At 66.8% G+C, this 20767-nt stretch carries 18 protein-coding genes, 1 tRNA gene and 1 riboswitch; of the genes, 10 read left to right on the top strand and 9 right to left on the bottom strand.

The features are described from left to right. The first annotated feature begins 91 nt into the window (after positions 1 to 91). Positions 92 to 1153 carry a polysaccharide deacetylase family protein gene (locus tag JQ592_RS23670; RefSeq protein ID WP_211405189.1) on the top strand — a complete coding sequence of 354 codons (1062 nt, stop codon included), beginning with the start codon at positions 92 to 94 and terminating at the stop codon, positions 1151 to 1153. Between the two features lie 77 nt (positions 1154 to 1230). Here JQ592_RS23670 and JQ592_RS23665 read toward each other — a convergent pair whose 3' ends face one another. From JQ592_RS23665 to JQ592_RS23645, 5 genes are all read right to left on the bottom strand, one after another. Then, positions 1231 to 1605 carry a hypothetical protein gene (locus JQ592_RS23665; protein ID WP_211405188.1) on the bottom strand — a complete coding sequence of 125 codons (375 nt, stop codon included), beginning with the start codon at positions 1603 to 1605 and terminating at the stop codon, positions 1231 to 1233. Between the two features lie 147 nt (positions 1606 to 1752). Beyond that, a tRNA-Thr gene (locus JQ592_RS23660) sits at positions 1753 to 1828 on the bottom strand. A gap of 100 nt (positions 1829 to 1928) precedes the next feature. Continuing rightward, complete coding sequence (locus tag JQ592_RS23655) at positions 1929 to 3713, bottom strand: heme biosynthesis HemY N-terminal domain-containing protein (RefSeq protein ID WP_211405187.1); 1785 nt, start codon at positions 3711 to 3713, stop codon at positions 1929 to 1931. Positions 3714 to 3749: 36 nt separating this feature from the next. Then, positions 3750 to 4967: a COG4223 family protein gene (locus JQ592_RS23650; RefSeq protein ID WP_211405186.1), complete on the bottom strand. Its 1218-nt coding sequence runs from the start codon at positions 4965 to 4967 to the stop codon at positions 3750 to 3752. A 93-nt stretch (positions 4968 to 5060) separates the two neighbouring features. Further along, positions 5061 to 5822 carry a uroporphyrinogen-III synthase gene (locus JQ592_RS23645; protein ID WP_211405185.1) on the bottom strand — a complete coding sequence of 254 codons (762 nt, stop codon included), beginning with the start codon at positions 5820 to 5822 and terminating at the stop codon, positions 5061 to 5063. A gap of 151 nt (positions 5823 to 5973) precedes the next feature. Here JQ592_RS23645 and tsaD point away from each other — a divergent pair, with 151 nt between their 5' ends. From tsaD to JQ592_RS23630, 3 genes are read left to right on the top strand one after another with little or no spacing between them, the layout of a single operon-like run. Next, positions 5974 to 7047: a tRNA (adenosine(37)-N6)-threonylcarbamoyltransferase complex transferase subunit TsaD gene (tsaD, locus tag JQ592_RS23640; protein ID WP_211405184.1), complete on the top strand. Its 1074-nt coding sequence runs from the start codon at positions 5974 to 5976 to the stop codon at positions 7045 to 7047. 2 nt (positions 7048 to 7049) lie between these two features. Further along, positions 7050 to 8030 (top strand): NAD(P)H-dependent glycerol-3-phosphate dehydrogenase, encoded by a 981-nt coding sequence (locus JQ592_RS23635; RefSeq protein ID WP_211405183.1) that lies wholly within the window; start codon positions 7050 to 7052, stop codon positions 8028 to 8030. A gap of 2 nt (positions 8031 to 8032) precedes the next feature. After that, positions 8033 to 8446: an EVE domain-containing protein gene (locus JQ592_RS23630; protein ID WP_211405182.1), complete on the top strand. Its 414-nt coding sequence runs from the start codon at positions 8033 to 8035 to the stop codon at positions 8444 to 8446. An 87-nt stretch (positions 8447 to 8533) separates the two neighbouring features. Here JQ592_RS23630 and JQ592_RS23625 read toward each other — a convergent pair whose 3' ends face one another. After that, a complete protein-coding gene (locus JQ592_RS23625; RefSeq protein WP_211405276.1) occupies positions 8534 to 9628 on the bottom strand; it encodes an adenylate/guanylate cyclase domain-containing protein in 1095 nt (364 codons plus the stop codon). A gap of 101 nt (positions 9629 to 9729) precedes the next feature. On the opposite strand from JQ592_RS23625, the gene JQ592_RS23620 reads away from it, so the two are divergent. Next, the gene (locus JQ592_RS23620; protein ID WP_211405181.1) at positions 9730 to 10185 is read left to right on the top strand and encodes an SRPBCC family protein; all 456 of its coding nucleotides are present in this window, start codon (positions 9730 to 9732) and stop codon (positions 10183 to 10185) included. 11 nt (positions 10186 to 10196) lie between these two features. On the opposite strand, the gene JQ592_RS23615 is transcribed toward JQ592_RS23620, so the two are convergent. Next, positions 10197 to 11366: a DNA topoisomerase IB gene (locus JQ592_RS23615; protein ID WP_211405180.1), complete on the bottom strand. Its 1170-nt coding sequence runs from the start codon at positions 11364 to 11366 to the stop codon at positions 10197 to 10199. Positions 11367 to 11754: 388 nt separating this feature from the next. Between JQ592_RS23615 and acs the strand changes: the two genes are divergently transcribed. After that, positions 11755 to 13701 (top strand): acetate--CoA ligase, encoded by a 1947-nt coding sequence (gene acs / locus JQ592_RS23610; RefSeq protein ID WP_211405179.1) that lies wholly within the window; start codon positions 11755 to 11757, stop codon positions 13699 to 13701. A 343-nt stretch (positions 13702 to 14044) separates the two neighbouring features. Continuing rightward, positions 14045 to 14560: a L,D-transpeptidase gene (locus JQ592_RS23605; RefSeq protein ID WP_211405178.1), complete on the top strand. Its 516-nt coding sequence runs from the start codon at positions 14045 to 14047 to the stop codon at positions 14558 to 14560. A gap of 52 nt (positions 14561 to 14612) precedes the next feature. Here JQ592_RS23605 and JQ592_RS23600 read toward each other — a convergent pair whose 3' ends face one another. Further along, positions 14613 to 15203, bottom strand: coding sequence for a thermonuclease family protein (locus JQ592_RS23600; RefSeq protein ID WP_211405177.1), 591 nt, complete (start codon positions 15201 to 15203; stop codon positions 14613 to 14615). A 71-nt stretch (positions 15204 to 15274) separates the two neighbouring features. Further along, complete coding sequence (locus tag JQ592_RS23595) at positions 15275 to 15475, bottom strand: DUF1674 domain-containing protein (protein ID WP_211405275.1); 201 nt, start codon at positions 15473 to 15475, stop codon at positions 15275 to 15277. Between the two features lie 189 nt (positions 15476 to 15664). On the opposite strand from JQ592_RS23595, the gene JQ592_RS23590 reads away from it, so the two are divergent. The 3 genes from JQ592_RS23590 to purH all read left to right on the top strand — a co-directional run bounded on the left by JQ592_RS23590 (position 15665) and on the right by purH (position 20647). Then, positions 15665 to 17011, top strand: coding sequence for an RsmB/NOP family class I SAM-dependent RNA methyltransferase (locus JQ592_RS23590; RefSeq protein WP_211405176.1), 1347 nt, complete (start codon positions 15665 to 15667; stop codon positions 17009 to 17011). A 159-nt stretch (positions 17012 to 17170) separates the two neighbouring features. Then, positions 17171 to 18889 (top strand): heparinase II/III family protein, encoded by a 1719-nt coding sequence (locus JQ592_RS23585; protein ID WP_211405175.1) that lies wholly within the window; start codon positions 17171 to 17173, stop codon positions 18887 to 18889. 59 nt (positions 18890 to 18948) lie between these two features. Then, a riboswitch (ZMP/ZTP riboswitch) is annotated at positions 18949 to 19030 on the top strand. Positions 19031 to 19054: 24 nt separating this feature from the next. Then, positions 19055 to 20647, top strand: coding sequence for a bifunctional phosphoribosylaminoimidazolecarboxamide formyltransferase/IMP cyclohydrolase (gene purH, locus JQ592_RS23580; protein ID WP_211405174.1), 1593 nt, complete (start codon positions 19055 to 19057; stop codon positions 20645 to 20647). The last annotated feature ends 120 nt before the right edge of the window (positions 20648 to 20767 follow it).

Raw genomic sequence — 20767 nt, 5'->3', positions numbered from 1 at the left:
GTGTTGGTGTCACGTTAACTGTTCCTTCGCATTAATGGCTCGTCGCGCGGGAAATTCCGCCGGTTTGGTTGCGTAATTGGAAAGAGTAGCGATGCGTAATGCGTTGGGCCTGATGCTGGCCAGTGTAGTTGCGGCGGTCGTGATCGCCGCCGGCGGTTGGTTTTATTATTCCGCAAGCGCCGATCAGGGCGCCCCCAAGACAGTTGCCGCCCGTGCCGCCGATCCATTGCCGGCACAGGCGAAAATCGCCGCCAAGGACGACGTCACGACCACCGCGACGATCGCGGCCAAGCCAACGGCCGTTGCCCAGGCACCCGCGCCTGCGCCCGCCCCGGTCGCGCCAGTTCAGCCGAGGCAGGCCTGCGCCAATCCGAACGCGTTGGGCGTGTCTCGCGTGGTCGAGATCGACACGACAGGCGGTCCGGGCTTCGGCTTCGAGCACTTCAAGCAGTTCGACTTCCTGACCGAGAAGGAGGTCGTGCTGACCTTCGACGACGGTCCGTGGCCGGTCAACACGCCCGCGGTGCTGAAGGCGCTCGCGGATGAATGCACCAAGGGCCTGTTCTTCTCGGTCGGCAAGCACGCGACCTACCATCCGGAGATCCTGCGCCAGGTGCTGGCCCAGGGCCACACGGTCGGCACGCACACCTGGTCGCATGTCAACCTGAACAGCAAGAAGATGTCCGAGCAACAGGTCAAGGACGAGGTCGAGAAAGGCTTCAGCGCAGTGCGGTTCGCGCTCGGCACCAACCCGGCACCGTTCTTCCGCTTCCCGCAGCTTCAGCACAATCCGGCGATGGTGACCTATTTCGGCACCCGCAACGTCGCGATGTTCTCGACCGACATCGACTCCTTCGACTTCAGGAAGGGAGCGACGCCGGAGAAGATCGTCGAGACCGTGATGACGAGGCTCGACAAGCTCGGCAAGGGCATCATCCTGATGCACGACTTCCAGAAGCACACCGGCGAAGCCCTGCCGGCGCTGCTGGCGCGGCTCAAGGCTGGCGGCTACAAGATCGTGCAGATGAAGGCCAAGACGACCTTCCAGACGCTGCCGGAATATGACGAGGCGCTCCTGAAGGATCTGAAAGTGCCGACCGCGGGCACGAACACGCGCCCGATCTCGAGCGTGGTGCAGACGGTCTCGCAGTAAGCTCGATCGAAACGCTTCAAAACGAATCATGGCCGGGCTTTTGCCCGGCCATTTGCTTTTTTGGAGCGAGCGACCGCTTACCAGTAGATGCCGTGACGATGCAGCTCGCTGATGATGCGACGCTCAGTCCAACTGCGCCTGTGCTTCGGCTTCTCCGCCCTTGCGGTCCTCGCGGGCTTGGTCGTCGTCGACGGCGCTGGAGTCGTCGTAGTCGTGGTGGGAGCGGTCACCGCAGCCGGCGCGGGAGCCGGAATCGCCGGCGGACGATCGACATATTTCGGAGCCTCGCTGGCGGGTGCGACGTCACTGACCTGTGCCGTGGCGCCGGTTGTCGCCGCGGCTGGCGGAGACGAGGTCCGCTCGGGTGTCGCGGCCAGCGACAGGCTGCGGTCGCCGGCCTGGGCAGATGCGGAAGCCAGCACCATGGCGGCGACCAGAATGATCTTGCGCACGTGAAATCCCCCCGTGTTTGCGTGACGCGGACACTAGGGGAGGCGGGGTGCAAGGTTATGTGGCAGACGTCACGCAGCTGGCGCCGCAAGCGAATGCCGAGGTGTGGTCGGCAAACACGCTGATAGCAATCTGAGGGATCAAGGCGCTGGTGCCGCAAGAGGGATTCGAACCCCCGACCCCGTCATTACGAATGACGTGCTCTACCGACTGAGCTATTGCGGCGAACCCTGCCGGAACCCGGGCGATGCCGGTCCCGATACGCGCGCCCCTGATATCGGGCATGGCCCGAATTGGCAAGGACAAGCGGGGTCTGAAATGCGCCTCACGCGCCCCAGCGGGACCAGAATCCGCGCCAGCCGCCGGCCTGGGCCTTTGCATGGGCCTTGGGCGTGCCGATTTGTTCCGTAAATTCATCGCTCGGCCCCTCGTCATCAATCCCGGGATCATCCGGCGCGCGGACGATCGGGATGACGGCGGGAATCGGGCCGGGGGCGGGCTTGCCGAGGTCCGCGCGGGTCCGGAACACCGGCGTTGCCGCCGGCGGTGATGATTCGGCGGGCTCGGGGGCCGGATTGACCGGCTCGGCCGGGGCCGGCGCCAGCTCGTCCTTGACGGTTTCCTTGACGGCCTCCTTGGCCGTTTCCTTGCTCTCAGGGGGTGAATTGTCCTGGGCGGCCGGCGCCGGGGCTGGTGCAGCCACGGCCGGTTCCGCCGGGCTCTCGCTCGGGCTTGCCGTCACCCGCTTGGGCGGCGGGGCGGCCAGCATGGCTTCCTCGAAGGCCGAGGATTCGATCGTGGTCCCCTTGTCCGAGGGCAGGCTCGCGACCGGCGTCTGCCACTGGAAGGCGTCGAGCCGGCCGGTGACCGGGGAGACCGGGCGCCAGCGGTCGCTGACATAGCCGTCCGCGGTCCAGGCCGGATCGTGGCGGGCGCGCACCGCGCGCAGGGTCCAGGCACGGGCACGGCCGCTATCGCCATGCTCGGCGCGCTCGATCTCGGCCATCAGCAGCGCCACGCGCTGGGTCGGATCGTTGAGATAGGGCGCGAGCACCTGGCGGGCGCGGGCGAACTCGGAGGCGTCGATCGCGGCGCGCGCAATCGCGAGCTGGCCCTCGACATGGCCCGGCTTGTCGGCCGGCGTCTTGGCCGCGAGCGTCTCGGCCCGCTGCAGGCGCTGCCGCGCGGAATCGCCGAGCTTCACATGCGCATAGGCTTCCGCGAGATCGGGATGCGGATTGGCGAGCCAGGCGGTCTCGACCAGCTTCATGGCGCGGCGCACCTGATGCGCCTCGCTCTCGAATTTTGCGGCGAGCACCGCGGCAGGGACCAGGGTCGGCGCGAGCTTGATCGCCTCCATCACGCTTTCGCGCGCGACATCGCGGTCCATCTTTTCCAATTCCAGCGCGCGCGCGGTGAGCAGCACGCCGCGCTGGCGGCGATAGGCCGGCTTGTCGATCAGGCCGGCGGACAGATTCGAATCGAGGGTCGCGAGCGCGCCGCTCCAGTCGCCGCGCGCGCAGCGGAAGCCCAGCACAGCATGCGAGGCCCAGGTCGAGGACGGCGACAGCTTGATCGCTTCCTCCGCGATCATCACGGCGCCGACGGCATCGTCGGAGCGCTGCGCCTCGATGAACAGGCCGCGCAGGCCGAGCAGGCGCGTATCCTCGCGCTCGGCCATGGCGCGGAAGACGCGCTGGGCCTCGTCACGATTGCCTTCGAGCTGAGCCGATTGCGCATGCAGCAGCAGCGCAAGCGGATCGCTCGGCGCGTGCCGCCGCGCCGCTTCGGCGTGCCGGCGGGCGAGCGCGGTGTCGCCATGACCGATCGCGAGCAGACCATGGGTGATGGCGTGGCGGCCGCGCGCATGACGCTTTTCGTGACGGCGGCGGCGCATGCGGCCCGGCATACGCCAGAGCATCGTCAGGATGCTCCAGAGGAGCACGACTGCGACCGCAAAAAGACCAAGCAAGAGCACGAACACCGGAATGCTTGGTGAGGCCCGAAAACCGCCCCAGGTCAGCACGACATTGCCGGGCTGGTCGGCAACCCAGGCCGCGCCGGCGCCGGCGAGCGCAATCAGGACAAGGAAAAGGACGATGCGAAGCATGGCGATCCCTATTACGCGCTGATTGTTGCGCGAATCTTATTGAGCAGATTTGGCGAGATCCGCCATGGCATCGTCGGCGAATTTGCGGGACGCGGCGAGCGCGGCGTCGCGGGCGTCGGCCTTGTCGAGCCAGGCCTGCGCCGGCGCCCGATCGGCCTCGGGCAGCGTCTTCAGCTCGCGCCGCGCCTCCACGAAATCGTTGCGGAGCGCCGCCGCCGTCACCCGGGCGACGATGGCGCCGCGATCGTTGCCGACGCCGTCGGTGCGCTCGATGCGCACGAGTTTCGATGCTCCCGCCTGAAGACGCTCGACGATGCCGGCACCCGCGGCCGGGGCTTCCGCCGGCGGCGACAATTTCGGCACGATGTTGAGCAGCTCGCGGCTGAGCGCGACCGGCGTCGGGATGCCCGACGATGCAAACGTATCGAGCGGCTTCAGCATGTCGGGCTTGGCGGCGAGCGAACGCGCCGCGGACAGCTGCGACTGATAGGGATCGCCATGGCGCACGGCGACATCGAGCAGGGTCGCCGCCACCACAAAGCGCAGCGGCTTGTCATCCACCGCTTTTGCATCGGCGATCTTCTCGCCCTGCTGCGCGAGCTCGGCGCGTTCGGTCTTGCTGGCGCGCTCGAGCTGCGCGATGCGGTCGGTGAGAGCGGCGATATCGGACGCAGCGGGGCGCGGCGCGGATTTGGTATCATTCAGCGCGCTCGCGGTCTTGTCGGACTGCGCGCGCAGATTGGCGATGTCGCTGCGTAGCGAGCTCGCCGACTTCTCCAGCGCGTCGATCCGCGCGGCCATGGCCGGATCGGCGACGGGCTTGCCGGCCTTGGCCTCGACAGCCGCGACGCGACCGCTGAGCGCATCGACCGTCGCGCTCGTCACTTGCGGCGCGGCCGGCGGCGCCTGCACCGCGGGCCAGCCCAGCATCCAGCCAACTGCGATCACGATTGCTGCGGCCACCGCACCGGAGAACGGTGCGACGACCCAAGGGGAAATCGGCCGCGAGGCGGAATCGGGCGCAATGGAAGGCTGCTCCTCGGCTGACTCGGGTTGAGGCTCGGACTTGGTCTCCTCGACCTTTTCCTGCTCATGCGCGGCCTGCTCGGTCGCCGGCGGAGCCTCGGGCTCGCCCGCCACGTCCTGCGGCTGGGTCGAGACTTCCGTTGCCTCCAGATCGATGGTGGGCGGGGTGCGCTTGGCGCGACCGGTGTCGGGAGCCAATCCTGCGTCTTCAGGCTTGTCGTCGGCCATCGTGACGGTTCCTCACACTTCCATAACCTTGCACAGATCCTGGCATAGATCCTTTTGGGCCGGACCCGATTACGTCGGATTCGGCCCGACCTCTTACGCCAAACGGGTACGCAAAGCACGCTCCAAGGTGTCAAATAAGGCACTTTCGTCCGGCGTCGCGGCCACCAGAACCTGCGACGCGCCGGCATCGCGCAACACGCCGGCGACCGTCTCGGACAGGCAGCATTGCGGGATCGCCAGCGCCGAAATTTCGACGCCTTCATCCCGGGCTGCGTCCAGGAAGGCCCGGGCGCTGCGCCGGGAGTAGTGCAGCACCGCCTCGACCCCGTGGGCGGCAAAACCCTCGCAGACCGTGCGCGGCAGATGCTTGACCGGCGCCATGCGATACGTGGTCTGCGTCACCACGCTGAATCCTTCCGCACCGAGCTCACCGCCGAGATCGCGCGACAGATCCGCGCCGGCAAGATAAAGCAGCGTGCTTTTTTTCTTCAGCACCTTGTCGCGCGCACTTTGCACGACCTTGTCGCGCAAGGCTGCGGCATCGCCGCCGGCGACGATGACCCTGCCGAAACCGGCGTCGCGCGCGGCAGACGCGGTGTGCTCGCCGACAGCGAACAGAGGCAGCTCCAAAAGGCCGAGGTTCTTTGAGCCAAGATCCTGCAATTGCGGAGTGACGGCGCGGATCGCATTGGCCGACGTGACGATGATGGCGCCATAGCCCGCTTCACTCTCGTCATGGAAGGCGACCGGCTCGAACTTGAGCACCGGCGCGAGCAGCACCACATGCCCCCGCGCGCGCAGATTTTCCGCCGTCGCCTCATTGTCGGGATGCGGCCGTGTGACAAGAATGGACATCGCGTGTGTTCCCGAACCGCGTGACGGTGACGCTTTCGCCGGAATGGCCGCGCGTGACGATTGCGCAAGCCGACCCCGGAATGCTACCGGACTTACCAGAACTCTGCTTTACGGATGAGTGCAAGGGCGCAAATTGGATAACGATTCGCCAATGCTGGTATTGGGCATCGAAACCACCTGCGACGAGACCGCCGCGGCGGTGATCGAGCGTGCGCCCGGCGGCAGCGGCAAGATCCTGTCCAACATCGTGCGGTCGCAGGTCGAGGAGCATGCCCGCTTCGGCGGCGTGGTGCCGGAGATCGCCGCGCGCGCGCATGTCGACGTGCTCGACGGGATCATCGACCGCGCCATGCACGAGGCCGGCATCGACTATGCCCAGCTCGACGGCGTCGCCGCGGCCGCAGGGCCCGGGCTGATCGGCGGCGTCATCGTCGGACTCACCACCGCGAAGGCGATCGCGATGGTGCATGACACGCCGCTGGTCGCGGTGAACCATCTGGAAGCGCACGCGCTGACGCCGCGCCTCACCGACGGAATCGATTTTCCCTACTGCCTCTTCCTCGCCTCGGGCGGCCATACCCAGATCGTGGCGGTCACCGGCGTCGGCCAGTATGTGCGGCTCGGCACCACCGTTGACGATGCCATCGGCGAAGCCTTCGACAAGGTCGCGAAGATGCTGGGCCTGCCTTATCCCGGCGGCCCGCAGGTCGAACGCGCGGCGGAAAACGGCGATGCCACGCGGTTTGCGTTCCCGCGGCCGATGCAGGGGCGTCCCGATGCCAATTTCTCGCTGTCCGGATTGAAGACGGCAGTCCGCACCGAAGCGAGCCGGCTCACTGAGATCACGGCGCAGGACATCAACGATCTCTGCGCGAGCTTCCAGGCCGCGGTGCTGGATTCGACCGCCGACCGGCTCAGCGTTGGCCTCAAGCTTTTCCGCGAGCAGTTCGGCGCGCCCCGCGCGCTCGTGGCCGCCGGCGGCGTCGCGGCCAATCAGGCCATCCGCGGTGCGCTGCATGACGTGGCGCGGCAGGCCGGGACGCAATTGATCATGCCGCCGCCGGCGCTCTGCACCGACAATGGCGCGATGATCGCCTGGGCCGGCGCCGAGCGCCTCGCGCTGGGCATGACCGACACGATGGAGGCGCAGCCGCGCGCACGCTGGCTGCTCGACGCCAATGCGACCGCGCCGGCCGGCTACGGCAAGACGCGGGCGGGATACTGACGATGACCGCATTCCAATCCGTTGCGGTGATCGGAGCGGGCGCCTGGGGAACGGCGCTGGCGACGGTGGCGGCGCGCGCAGGGCGGAGCGTCACGCTTTGGGCACGCAACGCGGAGCATGCGACGCGGATTGCATCGACCCGCGACAATCCGCGGCTGCCGGGCGTGCGGATCGCGCCGGAGATCGTGGTGACGAGCGATCTCGCGGAGGCGTCGCGCGCGGAGATGCTGCTGATCGCGACGCCGGCGCAGCACCTGCGCGGCGCGGTCAACATGCTGGCCTCGCACATCACGAAGCCGGTACCGGTCGTCGCCTGCGCCAAGGGCATCGAGCACGGCACCCACAAGTTCATGACAGACGTGATCGCGGAGGCTGCGCCGCATGCGGAGCCGGCGATCCTGTCGGGTCCGAGCTTTGCCGACGACGTCGCGCGCGGCCTGCCGACGGCGGTGACATTGGCGGCGAAGGACGAGGTGCTGGCGAGCAGTCTGGTGCAGGCGCTGGGCTCACCGACATTCCGCCCCTATCACTCCACCGACATCCGCGGCGTCGAGATCGGCGGCGCCGCCAAGAACGTGCTGGCGATCGCCGTCGGCATTGCGGTCGGGCGCAAGCTCGGCGCCTCGGCCCAGGCGGCGCTGACGACCCGCGGCTTTGCCGAGCTGACGCGCCTCGGCCGCGCGCTCGGCGCGCGCAGCGAGACGCTCACCGGCCTGTCCGGCCTCGGTGATCTGATCCTCACCTGCGCGAGCCCGCAATCGCGCAACTTTGCGCTCGGCCTCGCCCTCGGGCGCGGCGAGCAGCCGTCCGCCGGCAAGCTTGCCGAAGGCGAATTCACCGCGCCGGTGCTGATCGAACTCGCGGCTTCGCAAAACATCGAGATGCCGGTATCAGAAGCGGTCGCGTCGATCCTGAGCGGCCGCAGCACGATCGACGCCGCGATCTCGGGGCTGTTGACGCGTCCCTTCAAGGCAGAGGAATGAGCATGGCGTACTGGCTGGTGAAATCCGAACCGTCGGTGTGGTCCTGGGACCAGCAGGTGGCGAAGGGCGCCAAGGGCGAGGCCTGGACCGGCGTGCGCAATTACACCGCGCGCCAGAACCTCGTGAACATGAAGAAGGGCGACAAGGCGTTCTTCTATCATTCCAACGAGGGCAAGGAGATCGTCGGCATCGTCGAGATCATCAAGGAGGCCTACCCTGATCCGACCGACAAGACCGAAAAATTCGTCTGCGTCGACATCAAGGCCGACAAGCCCCTGAAGACGCCGGTGACGATGGTCGCGGTCAAGGCCGAGAAGAAGCTCGCCGACATGGCCTTGGTGAAATATTCGCGCCTCTCGGTGCAGCCGGTGACGGCCGAGGAATGGAAGCTCGTCTGCAAGATGGGCGGGCTATAATCAACCACGAATCGTAGTGCCGTAGCCCGGATGAGCGCAGCGACATCCGGGATGGTCTGATCCCGGATGTCGCTGCGCTCATCCGGGCTACGATGGCAGAGCTTGCGTCTCCGGCAGAGTAAACACCTCGCAAGGCTTAGCAATGCCGCGTAACGCATGCTCACCGAGCGCGATCAGCGGCATCTCCGTCTCGGCTGCGAGTGCGCCCGATACCAGCACCGTCCGGCCGAGCGGCTTGCACAAGCCTTCCAGCCGGCTGGCGAGATTGACGGCAGGACCGATCGCCGTGAAGTCGAGCCGGTTGGCGGCGCCGATATTGCCCCAGAGCATTTCGCCGAGATGGAGCGCGGCGCCGAACGCGAGCGGCGGCAGCCCTTGCGCGCGGCGCTCGGCGTTGAGATAGGCCATCCCGGCTTCGGCCGCACTTGCCGCGCGGAGAGCCGCTTCGCAGGCGCGGCGCGGGGATACCTCGACCACCGGAAAGATCGCGAGCACGCCGTCGCCGATGAATTTCAGCACCTCGCCGCCGAAGGCATGAACCGCACCGGCGATGCGGTCGAACCAGGCGTCGAGTGCCGCGATGACCTGGGCCGGCGGCGTGGTTTCCGAGAGGATCGTGAAATTGCGCAGGTCCGCATAGAGCAGCGCGGCCTGGATGGTCTCGCCGAGATCGCGCCGCAGGGGCGCCGCCAGCACCCGCTCCGCGCTGCGCTTGCCGAGGTAGGCATCCAGCGTCGCCCGCAACGTGGCGCGCGCGGCGAGCACGGCAAGAGGTGTCGCCGCGAAGCGTGCAGCCTGGCGCAATCGCTCGATTTCATCCGCGGTGAACGGACGCGGTCCGATCCAGCCGAGCAACGGCCCGCCGGGCCGTCCAACGACATCTTCGTGCACCTCGCCGCCCTCGACCTCGCGCAGCCAGCGCCGACCGCCATCGTTGGGCGGGTCGGGCGCAAGGCCGCCCGGCGCGAAGCCGAGCGCTTCGATGACGCTGCCACTCTCGGCGCGCCACAGCCAGGTCCGCTTCGCGATCAGCGGATGCGGCACCTCCAGCGTCAGCGCGCCTGCCGCAAGCGGCATGCCATCGGCGATCAGATGCGCGCCGAGTTCCGCGAGCAGGCGGTCCGCCCCGGGGCAATCCGAGGCGGCATCGACGAGCCAGGCGAGGGTCGGGGACAGATGCATGGCCCGATGATGGCGAAGCAGGGCCGTCTTTGTCACGGGCAATCCTTGACGGAGCCGTGCGGCGCCGCCATGTCCCATCGTCAGACCAGGGATGATCGCCGATGACCGAATCCTTCGTAGTGCAACGCGAGACCCAGATCGCGGCCCCTCGCGCCACCGTCTTCGCCTATCTCACCGACCCCGAGAAGATCCTGAGCTGGATGGGCGCAGACGCGACCACGGAACCGCATCCCGGCGGGCTCTATCTGCTCAAGAGTGTCGGCCCGCGCGGCGCCGCCGCCCGCGGCGCCTTCCGCGAGGTCGTGCCGGTGCATCGCCTGGCCTACACGTTCGGCTGGGAGGGCGGCCAGGAAGTGCCGCCCGGCTCGAGCCTGATCGAGATCGACCTGATCGAACGCGACGGCGGCACGCTGCTGCGCATGACCCATAGCGGGCTACCGAATGCGGACCAGGCGGCAGCACATGCAAAGGGATGGGCGCACTATCTGGAACGGCTCACGATCGCAGCGACTGGCGGCGATCCCGGTCCGGACAGAGGCGTTTCAAACAAGTCGTAGCGTCTGAGAGGTCAGACCGCCGCGGTCGCCACCACCTGCGCCAGCAGCTGCTCGCGCCGCGCCTGCGAGCGCTGGCCCTTCATGGTCGCGGCGAAACGCTCGAGGATGCCGTCCTCGAAGGCGGTGACGATGGTGTCGTGGACATAGCTCTTGCGGCAGATCGCCGGCGTGTTCGAGAGCTGGTCGGCCGCGGCGCGGATCGCGTCCAGCACCTGCTTCTTGCGGCCGCGCTGGCTGGTCGCTGGCGTGATCCGCGATAAGGATTCGACGACCACGGCGGACGCCATCAGCGTGCGAAAATCCTTCAGCGATATCTTGATGCCCGCGATCTCGCGCAGGAACGCATTCACCTGCGTGGTGTTGACCGCACGTACGATGCCGTAGGCATCGCGGTACTGGAACATGCGCTTGCCGGGAACACTGCGCAGAATGCCGATGGCGCGCACCAGCTTGGCCGCGTCGCACTCCTTCCGCACCGCCTTGCCGCCCTTGGCCTTGAACGTCAGCACGAAGCAGTCGTCTTCCAGCGTGACGTTGGACTTCAGCAGCGTGGTCGCGCCGCGGGTGCCATTCAGACGCGCATAGGATTCATTGCCGGGGCGGATCGCGGTGCGGGCGATCAGCTCGATCACGGCCGAGAGCGCGAACTCGCGCGTCGGCTCGTCGCCCGACAGGAACGCCGACACCTTGCGCCGGATCTTCGGCAGCGCGCCGACGAGCTTCTCCAGGCGATGCGCCTTGCGGTGCTCGCGGACCTTCTCCCAATCGGCGTGATAGCGATATTGCAGCCGGCCCGCGGCATCACGACCCACGGCCTGGAGATGTGAGCTCGGATCGGCGGAGTAGCGCACTTCGCGGTAGGCCGGCGGCACCGCCATGGCGTGCAGCCGGCGGATGGTGCGGGCGTCGCGGATATGCGCGCCGTTGGGGCGGACGAAGGAATAGCCCTTGCCGCGCTTGATGCGGCGGATGGTCAGCTCGTTCTGGTCACCGAGCCGCAGGCCCAGTTCCCTGGCAAGCGCCTCGACCGTCCTCGCGGGCGCCGTGTCGAAGACTTTTTTCGGGCTGGCACGCCTGAAAGGGGCCGGTTTGGGCCATTGTCCGAGGGCCTTGGCCAGAGCAATGGCTGCAGGATCGGCGGAAGCGGGCCGTGTCGTCCCGAGATTCTGCTGATCCATCATAGTGTTAAGCCTTTAGCCCTGTCTGTTACCGTTCAATGCCGCTGTTCTGATTTTTGTTCCGAGGGGTCTCTTTGGACCCGGGTTGGCCATTTAGGGTGTTCCGAACCGTATTGCGAGTCCCGAATCAGTGAAAGACGGTTCCTAAATACCTTCGGCCAGCGCATAGGGCCCTGCACGGGCCTGTTCCGGAGGTTTGGGTAAGACCGAAAGGCGCCTGTCGGCGTGTTTCAGATTTGCGACAGCCAACCTTGCTGACCTTGATCCTCCGCATGGTCGGCGGCTCGCCGAAGGTCCAGCTTGTGCTCCTTGTCGGGTCCGGTTAGCCCGACGCATAATCAGTCAAATGATGATGTCGGCATGCCTGAGCTTGCCGCATGTGGAGGGAAATATGTCCGAGAAGATCTATGACGTGCCGGCGGAATGGACGAAACGCGCCTGGGTCGACCAGGCCAAGTACAAGGACATGTACGCGCGCTCGATCTCGGACCCGAACGGCTTCTGGGCCGAACAGGCCAAGCGCATCGACTGGATGAAGGCGCCCACCAAAATCGAGAACGTCTCCTTCGCGCCCGGCAACATCTCGATCAAATGGTTCGAGGACGGCGTCCTCAACGTCGCCCACAACTGCATCGACCGACATCTCCACACGCGCGCCAACCAGACCGCGATCATCTGGGAAGGCGACGATCCCTCGCAGTCCCGCCACATCACCTACAAGGAGCTGCACGACGAGGTCTGCCGGATGGCCAACATCCTGCGGACCCGCAACGTCAAGAAGGGCGACCGCGTCACCATCTATCTTCCAATGATCCCCGAGGCCGCCTATGCGATGCTGGCCTGCGCGCGGATCGGCGCGATCCATTCCGTGGTGTTCGCGGGCTTCTCGCCCGACAGCCTCGCCCAGCGCATCAACGACTGCCAATCCAAGGTGATCATCACCGCGGACGAAGGCCTGCGCGGCGGCAAGAAGGTGCCGCTGAAGGCCAATGTCGATACGGCGCTCACTAAAGCCGACGGCGTCGACTGGGTCGTCGTGGTCAAGCGCACCGGCGGCAAGATCGACATGAACCCGACGCGTGACCTCTGGTATCACGAAGCGGCGGCGATGGTGACCACCGAATGCCCGGTCGAGCACATGCACGCCGAGGACCCGCTGTTCATCCTCTATACGTCGGGCTCGACCGGCCAGCCCAAGGGCGTGCTGCACACCACGGGCGGCTATCTCGTCTATGCCGCGATGACGCATCAATACGTCTTCGACTATCACGACGGCGACGTCTACTGGTGCACCGCCGACGTCGGCTGGGTCACCGGCCACAGCTACATCCTCTACGGGCCGCTCGCCAACGGCGCGACCACGCTGATGTTCGAGGGCGTGCCGAACTATCCCGACAATTCCAGGTTCTGGAACGTCATCGACAAGCACAAGGTCAACACCTTCTACACCGCGCCGACCGCGATCCGTGCGCTGATGCAGGGCGGCGACGAGCCGGTCAAGAAGACCTCGCGCGCGTCGCTGCGCCTGCTCGGCTCGGTCGGCGAGCCCATCAATCCGGAAGCCTGGGAGTGGTATCACCGCGTCGTCGGCGAGGACCGCTGCCCGATCGTCGACACCTGGTGGCAGACCGAGACCGGCGGCATTTTGATCACACCGCTGCCAGGCGCGACCAAGCTCAAGCCAGGCTCGGCGACGCTGCCGTTCTTCGGCGTGGTGCCGGAGATCGTCGATGCCGACGGCAAGGTGCTGGACGGCGAGACCACCGGCAATCTCTGCCTGACCAAATCCTGGCCGGGCATGATGCGCACGGTCTATGGCGACCACGCCCGCTTCGAGCAGACCTATTTCTCGACCTACAAGGGCAAGTATTTTACGGGCGACGGCTGCCGCCGCGATGCCGACGGCTATTACTGGATCACCGGCCGCGTCGACGACGTGATCAACGTCAGCGGTCACCGCATGGGCACCGCGGAAGTCGAGAGCGCGCTGGTCGCACATGAGAAGGTGTCGGAGGCCGCCGTGGTCGGCTTCCCGCACGACATCAAGGGCCAGGGCATCTACGCCTATGTCACCCTGATGGCCGGCGTGCAGCCGACCGAGGATCTGCGGAAAGAACTCGTGACCTGGGTGCGCAAGGAGATCGGCCCGATCGCCTCGCCCGACCAGATCCAGTTCGCGCCGGGCCTGCCCAAGACCCGCTCCGGCAAGATCATGCGCCGCATCCTGCGCAAGATCGCCGAGGACGAGCCGGGTAGCTTAGGGGACACCTCGACGCTCGCCGATCCCGCCGTGGTCGACGATCTCGTGAAGAACCGGCAGAACAAGAAGTCGGCGTAGGCTCACAACACATCGTCATTCCGGGGCGGTCCGCAGGACCGAACCCGGAATCTCGAGATTCCGGGTCGCGCTGTCGCGCGCCCGGAATGACGGCCGTTCACATCCTCACGCTCTCGTCAGGGCACGCGGCGGCGTGGCCGCGTCTTTCCCGCCGAGTGTTGTTTTCAGGTCATTTACTTTATTTCGAACATTTCCTTTGTTCCCCCTGCTGGCTGGCCCTCGGCGGCCGCGCGCGGAAACCATCCGGTTAATGGGCGCGGTTAATACTGTATGGGCGAGCGGGCTATTGCCGGGTTTGCGTAGATTTGGACGACCCGTTCGGGGCAACGGAAGGGAAGCATTGATGTCGATGAGGATTGCTGCGGCGCTGGCCGCCACCATCGGGGCAGGAGTCTTGATGTCGACGGCGGCCGAGGCGCGGCCGGAAATGGTGGGGGCCCGCCTCGCCGACTACTCGCCGGGCACCATCGTGGTCAAAACCAGCGAGCGCAAACTCTATCTCATCCTCGATAGCGGCCACGCCGTGCGCTACCCGGTCGGCGTCGGCAAGTCCGGCAAGCAGTGGGCCGGCACCACCCGCATCGACGGCAAGTATCGCAACCCGGCCTGGTCGCCGCCCGCCGAGGTCAAGCGCGACAAGCCGCAGCTACCCGACGTCATTCCCGGCGGCTCGCCGCGCAACCCGATGGGCGTTGCCGCAATGACGCTGGCCGGCGGCGAATATGCCATCCACGGCACCAACGTGCCGGGCTCGGTCGGCGGCTTCGTCTCCTATGGCTGCATCCGCATGCTCAACGACGACATCACCGATCTCTACAGTCGCGTCTCCGTCGGCACGACGGTGGTCGTGACGCGCTGATCGCTGGAATGAGAGAATCGAAAAGGCCGCGTCGTTCGGCGCGGCTTTTTTGTTACCAGAACCGCCAGTTGCGCCCGCACCAGCCGTCGCGATGGCCGCCATTGTAGCTCCGCGCATAGCCGCCGGCGAGCAAGGCCGCCGACACGTTGGCGGTGCGCCTGGTCGCGACGTCGGCGAGAACGCGACCGTATTTGTCGGGCCCAAGATTAGTGATCGTCACATCGCCCTGACCGAGCAGATCGCGCAGCGCACCGGTCGCAGCTTTGGCCTTGTCCAGTTCCTCCTTGCATAATGCCTTCATCTCCGGCGCGTCGATGCCGCGCAGGCGAACGCTTACGACGAGATCGCGGCCGCCGCGCTGACGCAGGCGCGCGAGAAAGGTGTCGCCGTCGATGGTCCGGATGACATCGACCGACTGGCGTGCATTGGCGTTACCGGACTGCTGCAAGATGATCTCGACGTCCTGCGAGCGGCCGTCATCCGCGTGCGGAATGGGCCAGTTGGTTCCGTACCGGAACGTAAGCACGATCGCGACCGCGACGCCGACCACGAACACCCACGGGAGCAAACCGGAGAAGCGACGGCCGAACGGCGAGCCGCTGTAGGACGGACGACGTGGATGGCTGGGCTCGAAGCGCGGCATCCGCGCACGCTAGGGCTGAGTCGGCTGAACCGGCAAGATGCCTCAAGAGGAGAGTACGCAGGACCTGCAGCTCAAAAGTCCGAGGCAATGCCTTTGCGCTCCCAATCCCCGTAGCGGGTGGGCTCAGGCCCCTTCGGTCCCTGCAATTCCTTGGGCGCCGCATCGGCATGAGCCGCAGCAGCAGCCTGCCGGCGCGCTTCGGCCTCGGCCAACGCGCGCTGGGCAGCCGGCGATAGCGGCTTGCGATCGGGAACGGAGGGCTGGTCACTCATGTCGAGCGGTCGTAGCGCAAGATCACGGGGCATGCGAGGTCCAATATCGCATTGCTGAAATGGTGATAGTGGGCTGTAAACGCGAGACGCCATTCTTACATTTGGCATATTCGCGTGCCACAGATCGAATCCTCTAGGCATGCGCCCATAGCGGCGGAACTGCCGCTCGTTTCAGAACCTTGCTTCCGCATGCCATCTCAACGTTTCGCCCCTCCGTCCGAAGTGCCCGGTCTTGCGGCGCGGCGGATTGCCGCCGATATCGTCGACGGCGTGCTGCACAAGCACCGCACGCTCGACGATCAACTCGACGGCGGCGGCGCCCATCCCGGACTGAAGACGCTGGCCGACCGCGACCGCGCGCTGATGCGCCGCCTGGTTGCGACCGTGTTGCGCCGGCTCGGCACGCTCGGCCATGTTCTGTCCCGCCTGCTCGACAAGGGCATTCCCTCCGACGCGCCACGCGCGCAGAGCGCGCTGCTGATTGGCGCCGCCCAGATCCTGTGGATGGACGTGCCCGACCACGCTGCCGTCGATCTCTCCGTCCGCCTCGTGCAATCCGACCGGCGCGCCGCGCGCTATGCCGGCCTCGTCAATGCCGTGCTGCGCCGCTGCGCGCGCGAGGGCAAGGCGCTGGTCGAGGAAGTCGCGACGCAATCGCTCGACTTGCCGCCCTGGCTGCTGGCGCGCTGGAGCGCGCATTACGGCGAGAGGGCCGCAAGGGACATGGCGCTGGCGCTCGGCCATGAGCCATCGCTCGATCTCACCGTGAAGTCGGACCCAGCCCAATGGGCAAGCCGGCTGCATGGCGAGACGCTGCCGACCGGGACGGTGCGGATGCTGCTGCACGGCTCGGTGACCATGCTGCCCGGCTTCGCCGAGGGACAATGGTGGGTGCAGGACGCCGCCGCCGCGCTGCCGGCCCGGCTGTTCGGTGACATCAAGGGCAAGTCCATTGCCGATCTCTGCGCCGCGCCCGGCGGCAAGACCGCACAGCTGGCGCTATCAGGCGCGCATGTCACCGCGATCGACCGCTCGCCCGCCCGTGTGGCGCGGCTGCGCGAGAATCTGGCGCGGTTGTCGCTCCAGGCCGAGACCGTCGTTGCTGACGCCGTGGAGTGGGCCGGCCCTGCCGAAGGCTTTGACGGCATCCTGATCGACGCGCCCTGCACCTCGACCGGCACCATACGCCGTCATCCCGACGTCGCCTGGCTCCGCCAGGAATCCGACATCGCCGCGCTGACCGCGCTCCAGCAGCGGCTGCTGAAGAAATCCGTCTCGCTGCTCAAGCCGGGCGGCACGCTGGTCTACTGCACCTGTTCGCTGGAACCCGAGGAAGGCGAGCAGGCCGTGGCCACACTGCTGGCCGCGGAGCCTGCGCTTCGCCGCGTCCCGATCGAGGCGTCGGAGGTCGCGGGACTCGCCGAAATCATCACCGGAAACGGCGACCTGCGCACCCTGCCGAGCCATCTGCCGAACGTCGATCCCAAGCTCGGCGGGCTCGATGGATTCTTCGCAAGCCGGCTCGTTAAATCCTGATTTTGCACTGGTTTTTACAACCTCGACGCTGATTCGCGCCGTTCAGGGTGGTGTCAGGCGGTCGATTTTGGGATTAATAAGGATTCGTCGGAATCCCTCTCTCCCCCTTCAAGGCAAGGCGTGTCGGTCGCTCAACGCAGACGTATCTCGACGCTGGTCATGAACCGCTTCGCGCGGAACATGCTCTCGCGCGCGAGTGGCGGCCCGGTTGCGCTGTCGCGGGTCTGGCCCAGCCGCACCGACCGGCTGATCATCGCGCCGCACGACTTACGCACCGCGGATGCGACCCGCGCCGCCGAGATCTATGCAGGCCGCTTCGTCTTCGCCGGCAAGATCGTCAATTGCCACGGCCGTTCGATCTTCGATCTCGAGCCGCCGTCGGAGGATTGGGAGGTCGCGCTGCTCGGCTTCGGCTGGCTGCGCCATCTGCGCGCCGCCGACACCGCGCTGACGCGGGCCAATGCGCGCGCGCTGGTCGAGGACTGGATCGCCAACCCCGCCAACAAGCGCCGCCCCGTCGCGCGGCGCGCCGACGTGCTGGCGCGGCGCGTGATCTCGCTGCTGTCGCAGGCGCCGCTGGTGCTCAACGACACCGACAACAAGTTCTATCGCCGCTATTTGCGCGCGCTCGCCCGCGAGATCCGCTTCCTGCGCTACACCATGGTCGACATCCCCGACGGGGTGCCGAAGCTGCAGGTGCTGATCGCCCTGTGCTATGCGGCGCTGTGCCTCGCCAACCAGGCGCGTCACATCCGCAGCGCTTCGAAAAAGCTGTCGGACGAATTGCAGCGGCAGATCCTGCCCGATGGGGGCCACATCTCGCGCAATCCCGGCGCGCTGATCGAGCTGCTGATCGACCTCTTGCCGCTGCGCCAGACCTTTGCCGCGCGCAACATCGCGCCGCCGCCGGCACTGCTCAATGCGATCGACCGCATGATGCCGATGCTGCGCTTCTTCCGCCACGGCGACGGCAATTTCGCACTGTTCAACGGCATGAGCGCGACGCCCTCCGACCTGCTCGCGACGCTGCTCGCCTATGACGACACCCACGGCGCGCCGATGGCGAACATGCCGCATACCGGCTTCCAGCGCCTCGATGCCGGCCAGACCACCGTGATCATCGACACCGGCCCGCCGCCGCCGGCCGGCATCAGCCACGACGCCCATGCCGGCTGCCTGTCGTTCGAGCTGTCCTCCGGCATCAGCCGCATCGTCACCAATTGCGGCATGCCGACCACGGGTCGCGACAATTGGCGGCCGTTCGCGCGCGGCACCGCGGCGCATTCGACGCTGACCTATCACGACACGTCGTCATGCCAGTTCGTCGAGATGTCGGCGATGAAGCGCCTCCTGCACGGCGCGCCCGTCACCAGCGGCCCCGTGGAAGTCGAGAGCTATCGCGAAATCGTGCAGAACGGCACGCTGCTCACGACCTCGCATGACGGCTATCTCTCCAAATTCGGCGCGATCCATCGCCGCGTGCTGATGATCACCAATGACGGCGCGCGCATCGACGGCGAGGATACGCTGTCGCCGCCGCAGGGCGGACGCTTCAAGGGCGCCGATGCCGATTTCGCGCTGCGCTTCCATCTGCATCCCGCCGTGAAAGCGAGCCGGCTGTCGGATGCCCGCGGCGTCATGCTGGTGCTGCCGAACCGCGATGTCTGGACCTTCGAGGCGCTCGACGACAAGGTCGACCTCGAGGACAGCGTGTTCCTGGCCGGCAATGACGGCCCGCGCCGCACGGCCCAGATCGTGATCCGCCAGGACGCGCGGCAGGCGCCCTCGATCCGCTGGAGCTTCATCCGCTCGACCGCTTCCCCCGCGGTCACCAATGCCCGCCGCAACGCCCGGCGCGAGCCGGAACTTCCGCTGTAGACGCGCTCGATTCGGCCCCATCTCGTCGTTGTGAAAACGGCCAAAAGCTGCTATCGAGCCCTCGCTCGCGCGACTGGCGACCTTGGATGGAGCACCATCGGGAAGCGCGGGACATATAAGCCGCGCGCCTGGGCATAGACACTCCCTTAGCAGAGGATCTTGCTCATGACTGACCATCCCCGCCGCGTCACCCGCGCCCTTCTCTCCGTTTCCGACAAGACCGGCCTGATCGAGTTCGCCAAGGCGCTTGCCGCGCATGACGTCGAGCTGGTCTCGACCGGCGGCACTGCCAAGGCCATCGCCGCAGCCGGCCTCAAGGTGAAGGACGTCTCCGACCTCACCGGGTTTCCCGAGATGATGGACGGCCGCGTCAAGACGCTGCATCCGAAGGTGCATGGCGGCCTGCTCGCGATCCGCGACAACAAGGAGCATGCGGAGGCGATGAAGGCGCACGGCATCGCGCCGATCGACCTGCTCGTCGTCAACCTCTATCCGTTCGAGGCGACGGTCGACAAAGGCGCGGGCTTCGAGGACTGCATCGAGAACATCGACATCGGCGGCCCCGCGATGATTCGCGCCGCCGCCAAGAACCATGACGACGTCGCCGTCGTGGTCGAGGCTGACGACTACAAGGCCGTGCTCGACGAGCTTGCCGCCAACAAGGGCGCAACGACGCTGAAGCTACGCCGCCGCCTTGCGGCAAAGGCCTATGCTCGCACTGCTGCTTACGATGCGGCCATCTCCAACTGGTTCAACCGTCAGCTCGAGATCGACGCGCCCGACTTCCGCGCCTTCGGCGGCAAGCTGATCCAGTCGCTGCGCTATGGCGAGAACCCGCACCAGACCGCGGCGTTCTATGCCACGCCGGACAAGCGCCCCGGCGTCTCGACCGCGCGGCAGCTCCAGGGCAAGGAGCTCTCCTACAACAACATCAACGACACCGACGCGGCCTATGAATGCATCGGCGAGTTCGACGCCAAGCGCACCGCCGCCTGCGTCATCGTCAAGCATGCCAATCCCTGCGGCGTTGCGGAAGGCTCAAACCTCGTCGAGGCCTATCGCAGGGCGCTGGCCTGCGATTCCACCTCGGCCTTCGGCGGCATCATCGCGATGAACCGCGCGCTCGACGCCGACACCGCGCGCGAGATCACCAAGATCTTCACCGAGGTGATCATCGCACCCGACGCGAGCGAGGAAGCTATCACCATCATCGGCGGGAAGAAGAATCTGCGCCTGCTGCTCGCCGGCAGCCTGCCCGACCCGCGCGCGCCCGGCCTTACCGCCAAGACCGTGGCGGGTGGCCTGCTGGTGCAGAGCCGCGACAACGCCGTTGTCGATGACATGACGTTCAAGGTCGTGACCAAGCGTGCGCCCACAGACGCGGAGATGCGCGACCTGAAGTTCGCGTTCCGGGTCGCAAAACACGTCAAGTCCAACACCATCATCTACGCCAAGGATCTCGCCACCGTCGGCATCGGCGCCGGCCAGATGAGCCGGGTGGATTCAGCGCGGATCGCGGCGCGCAAGGCGCAGGATGCGGCGGGCGAACTGAAGCTCGCCGAGCCGCTGACCAGGGGTTCTGTCGTGGCGTCGGATGCGTTCTTCCCGTTCGCCGATGGCATGCTCGCCTGCATCGAAGCCGGCGCCACCGCCGTGGTGCAGCCCGGCGGCTCCATGCGCGACGACGAAGTGATCAAGGCCGCCGACGAGCACGGCATCGCCATGGTGTTCACGGGCACGCGGCACTTCAGGCACTAGTCTATCCACGAGCGTAGCCCGGATGGAGCGCAGCGAAATCCGGGTTTCGCGGGCATATCCTCTCCGCGAGTCGTCCCGGCGCAGGCCGGGACCCATACGCCGAGTACGCAATTGTTGCGC

It is taken from the genome of Bradyrhizobium iriomotense (assembly GCF_018129405.1).
Taxonomy (GTDB): Bacteria; Pseudomonadota; Alphaproteobacteria; order Rhizobiales; family Xanthobacteraceae; genus Bradyrhizobium; species Bradyrhizobium iriomotense_B.
This window is presented reverse-complemented; position numbering and strand designations above follow the sequence as displayed.

Bases quoted from the DNA above. Each gene is read 5' to 3' on its own strand.
- JQ592_RS23670 (WP_211405189.1), top strand. From the start codon at position 92: ATGCGTAATGCGTTGGGCCTGATGCTGGCCAGTGTAGTTGCGGCGGTC.
- JQ592_RS23655 (WP_211405187.1), bottom strand. From the start codon at position 3,713: ATGCTTCGCATCGTCCTTTTCCTTGTCCTGATTGCGCTCGCCGGCGCC.
- JQ592_RS23650 (WP_211405186.1), bottom strand. From the start codon at position 4,967: ATGGCCGACGACAAGCCTGAAGACGCAGGATTGGCTCCCGACACCGGT.
- JQ592_RS23645 (WP_211405185.1), bottom strand. From the start codon at position 5,822: ATGTCCATTCTTGTCACACGGCCGCATCCCGACAATGAGGCGACGGCG.
- tsaD (WP_211405184.1), top strand. From the start codon at position 5,974: ATGCTGGTATTGGGCATCGAAACCACCTGCGACGAGACCGCCGCGGCG.
- JQ592_RS23635 (WP_211405183.1), top strand. From the start codon at position 7,050: ATGACCGCATTCCAATCCGTTGCGGTGATCGGAGCGGGCGCCTGGGGA.
- JQ592_RS23630 (WP_211405182.1), top strand. From the start codon at position 8,033: ATGGCGTACTGGCTGGTGAAATCCGAACCGTCGGTGTGGTCCTGGGAC.
- JQ592_RS23625 (WP_211405276.1), bottom strand. From the start codon at position 9,628: ATGCATCTGTCCCCGACCCTCGCCTGGCTCGTCGATGCCGCCTCGGAT.
- JQ592_RS23620 (WP_211405181.1), top strand. From the start codon at position 9,730: ATGACCGAATCCTTCGTAGTGCAACGCGAGACCCAGATCGCGGCCCCT.
- JQ592_RS23615 (WP_211405180.1), bottom strand. From the start codon at position 11,366: ATGATGGATCAGCAGAATCTCGGGACGACACGGCCCGCTTCCGCCGAT.
- acs (WP_211405179.1), top strand. From the start codon at position 11,755: ATGTCCGAGAAGATCTATGACGTGCCGGCGGAATGGACGAAACGCGCC.
- JQ592_RS23605 (WP_211405178.1), top strand. From the start codon at position 14,045: ATGTCGATGAGGATTGCTGCGGCGCTGGCCGCCACCATCGGGGCAGGA.
- JQ592_RS23600 (WP_211405177.1), bottom strand. From the start codon at position 15,203: ATGCCGCGCTTCGAGCCCAGCCATCCACGTCGTCCGTCCTACAGCGGC.
- JQ592_RS23595 (WP_211405275.1), bottom strand. From the start codon at position 15,475: ATGAGTGACCAGCCCTCCGTTCCCGATCGCAAGCCGCTATCGCCGGCT.
- JQ592_RS23590 (WP_211405176.1), top strand. From the start codon at position 15,665: ATGCCATCTCAACGTTTCGCCCCTCCGTCCGAAGTGCCCGGTCTTGCG.
- JQ592_RS23585 (WP_211405175.1), top strand. From the start codon at position 17,171: ATGAACCGCTTCGCGCGGAACATGCTCTCGCGCGCGAGTGGCGGCCCG.
- purH (WP_211405174.1), top strand. From the start codon at position 19,055: ATGACTGACCATCCCCGCCGCGTCACCCGCGCCCTTCTCTCCGTTTCC.